General features: G+C 42.4%; 2 protein-coding genes. One reads left to right on the top strand and one right to left on the bottom strand.

From position 1 onward, the window contains the following. The first annotated feature begins 184 nt into the window (after positions 1-184). Positions 185-310 (top strand): hypothetical protein, encoded by a 126-nt coding sequence (locus F6K37_RS35335; protein WP_287255528.1) that lies wholly within the window; start codon positions 185-187, stop codon positions 308-310. Positions 311-354: 44 nt separating this feature from the next. Here F6K37_RS35335 and F6K37_RS35330 read toward each other — a convergent pair whose 3' ends face one another. Next, complete coding sequence (locus F6K37_RS35330) at positions 355-3219, bottom strand: tetratricopeptide repeat protein (RefSeq protein WP_287255526.1); 2865 nt, start codon at positions 3217-3219, stop codon at positions 355-357. Positions 3220-3335: the final 116 nt, after the last annotated feature.

Below are 3335 nucleotides of genomic sequence, written 5' to 3'. Positions count from 1 at the left end.
GGAGAAGGATATGCGCGGTTGTTCCATGCTTCTAGCTCTTCTAGTGTTTGCTGGATTGTTGTATTTTATCGTCAATTCTGGTACCTTTGAAGGGTTGATGGACACCATAACACCCTCGGAACGGCAATTGGAATAAGCGATAGGGCTGGGCGCGGGGAGTGTAGGGAGATGGGGAGATGGGGAGATGGGGAGATGGGGAGATGGGGAGATGGGGAGATGGGGAGATGGGGAGCAAGAGTATAGTTTAAAATTGGTATTAGCAATGTTTCATTTCTTGAAGTTCTTAACACCATTACACCCATTGCTATAGCGTTTATTATAGTAATGAAGTACACATAATTTTTTTTATATTCCCTATTCCCGACTCCCGACTCCCGACTCCCGATTCCCTAAAATCCCAGACTTGATATCAATCAACTGCTGAAACCGCTGGTCTGAGCGAATGGTGTCAAAAGATGAATCAGTTTTTGCCATCTCTCGAGATTTTTCAGGATTGAGATTAATTGCCTGTTGCAAGTTATAAAGAGCTAAGTCTATATTTCCTTGTAAGGCATAACAGCAGGCTTTGTTGTACCAAGCTAGGTGGAAATCGGGTTTAATTTTTAAAGCTTGGTCAAAGTTAGCAATCGCTGCTTCCTTGTTTTGTTGTAATTGCAATAAAGCAAGCCCCCTCAGGTACCAAGCTTCGTGGTGATTGGGTTTAGGTATCAAAGCTTGGTCAAACGAATCAATCCCTACTTCGTTCAGTCCTAAGTCCGATAGAGCAACCCCCCGGTGGTGCCAAGCTAGGTGGTGATCGTCGGGTTTAAACTTCAAACCTTGTTGAAAGGAATCAATCGCTGCTTCCTTTCGTCCTAATTGCCATAGGGCATTCCCACGGATGATCCAAGCTCGGTGGTGATCGGCTTGGAATTTCAAAGCTTGGTCAAAGGAATCGATGGCTTCTTCGTTTCGTCCTAATTCCCATAGGGCAACCCCTCGATTGTACCAAGCTTCGTGGATATCCGGTTTAAATTTCAAAGCTTGATCAAAGGAATAAATCGCTGCTTCGTTTCGTCCTAATTCCGATAGAGAAAGCCCCCGGTTGAACCAAGCTTCGTGGAGATCAAGTTTAAATTTCAAAGCTTGGTCAAAGGACTCAATCGCTGCTTCATTTCGTACTAATTGCCATAAAACAATCCCCCGTATGTACCAAGCTATGTTATCATCCGGTTTAAATTTCAAAGCTTGGTCAAACGAATCGATGGCTTCTTCGTTTCGTCCTAATTCCCATAGGGCACTCCCACGTAAATACCAAGCTATGTTATCATCGGGTTTAAATTTCAAAGCTTGGTCAAAGGAGTCAATCACTACTTCATTTTGTCCTAATTCCCATAGGGCAAGCCCCCGTTGTATCCAAACTCCATGGTCATTGGGTTTAAATTTTAAAGCTTGATCATAGGAATCGATGGCTTCTTCGTTTCGTCCTAAGTGTTGTAGACGATCCCCCCGGATTGTCCAAACTTTTTGGAAATCGGGTTTAATTTTTAAAGCTTGGTCAAAGGAATCAATCGCTGCTTCGTTTTGTCCTAATTTACCTAATAAAACCCCCCGGATAGACCAAGCTAGGTAGTCATCGGGTTTAATTTTTAAAGCTTGGTCAAAGGAATCAATCGCTGCTTTGTTTTGTCCTAATTGCCATAGGGCATTCCCTCGATTTCTTAAAATTTCGTGGTCATCAGGTTTATATTTTAAAGCTTGGTCAAAGGAATCAATGGCTTCTTCGTTTCGTCCTAAGTGTTGTAGATTATTACCCCGGATGACCCAAACTTCGTGGAAATCGGTTTTATATTTTAAAGCTTGGTCAAAGGAATCAATCGCTGCTTCATTTTGTCCTAATTCCGATAGTACAAGCCCCCGTAAATACCAAACTTCGTGGAGATCGGGTTGAAATTTCAAAGCTTGCTCAAACGAATCGATTGCTGCTTCTGTTTCTCCTAATTGCCCTAATACAAACCCCCGGATGCTCCAAGCTTCGTGGAGATCGGGTTGAAATTTTAAAGCTTGGTCAAAGGAATCAATCGCTGCTTCATTTTGTCCTAATTCCGATAAAGCAAGCCCCCGGTTGTACCAAGCTTCGTGGTGTTCCTGTTGAATTTTTAAAACTTGGTCAAAGGAATCAATCGCTGCTTCTGTTTCTCCTAATTCCGATAAAGCAAGCCCCCGGTTGTACCAAGCTTTGTGGTCTTCCGGTTGAAATTTTAAAGCTTGGTCAAAGGAATCTATGGCTTCTTTGTTTCGTCTTAATTCCCAGAGGAAAAGCCCCTTGATAGACCAAGCTTTGTGGTGATCGGGTTTAAATTTCAAAGCTTCGTCGAATTTAGCGATCGCGTCTTCATAATTTTGGTAAACAACCAGTAGCATTCCTAGTTCAAATAGTAAAGCTGCTCGATTCTGATAAGTTTGATGCTCTGCTTCCAAGAGTTCTTCAATAGTGATAATTTTTTGAATCCGTTCTTCAGAAGTAAAAGACGTATATTTACTATAGTTAATTGGCTGAATTATCTGAGAGTATTCTTTTTCCCAAACCTCTGGTTTGCTAGGAAAGTCAAACATACCAGAACGCCAGTCAAAAAAGTCGGGAGCGCGGTGGATAAAATAATTCAGGGAAAATGACCGTAAGAGAAACACAAAACAAATTTTAAAATCCTCTCGAAATCGTTCTCTGTGTTGGTTGATATGATTTAGAATATGAGGAACCCCTTTCCAACTATAGGAATAAATTGCTTTGTTATCCCATCCCTGCTGACGTTTCGTCTCTTCATACTTATAAAACGAGTATTCTAGACCTTGGATAAATAAAACATTGATCTGCTCCCGGTCAGGAAGATCGTGAACGATGTCGTATAAATTATCAATCGGCTCCTCCAAGCGCAACACCTCTATTTTTTTCTTAGGCAAATCCTGCTTAACCTGCTTAATCAACTTCTCCCCTTCTGCGGGAGAACAACGGACAAATAATAATCCAAACCCTCTACGCCGTCGGACGGCACGGAGTAAGTCTTGGTATTGTTCTTCTGGACTCGCTGGAGGTAAATCCTCGTCCGCATCTGTAAAGTTTACCATTAGTTGTAAGGGAGCAGGGAGCAGGGAGTAGGGAGTAGGTTTTTTAAATTTGGGTCGGGAGTCGGGAATCGGGAATCGGGAATCGGGAATCGGGAGTGCGTAGTGGCGTGGCACAGCTAATTTGGTGCATTAGATTCTAGGTCTTCATCAAGTTCAAATACAGGATATAGGTGTTTAAGTTTGACTCGTGCATCTTCGGTAGTAAATCGCCAAACGACCTTGGCTGAACT

This window comes from Moorena sp. SIO4E2 (assembly GCF_010671945.1).
Taxonomy (GTDB): Bacteria; Cyanobacteriota; Cyanobacteriia; order Cyanobacteriales; family Coleofasciculaceae; genus Moorena; species Moorena producens.
Note: the sequence above shows the minus strand (reverse complement) of the source record. Positions and strands in the feature narration are given on the sequence as shown.

Bases quoted from the DNA above. Each gene is read 5' to 3' on its own strand.
- F6K37_RS35335 (WP_287255528.1), top strand. From the start codon at position 185: ATGGGGAGATGGGGAGATGGGGAGATGGGGAGATGGGGAGATGGGGAG.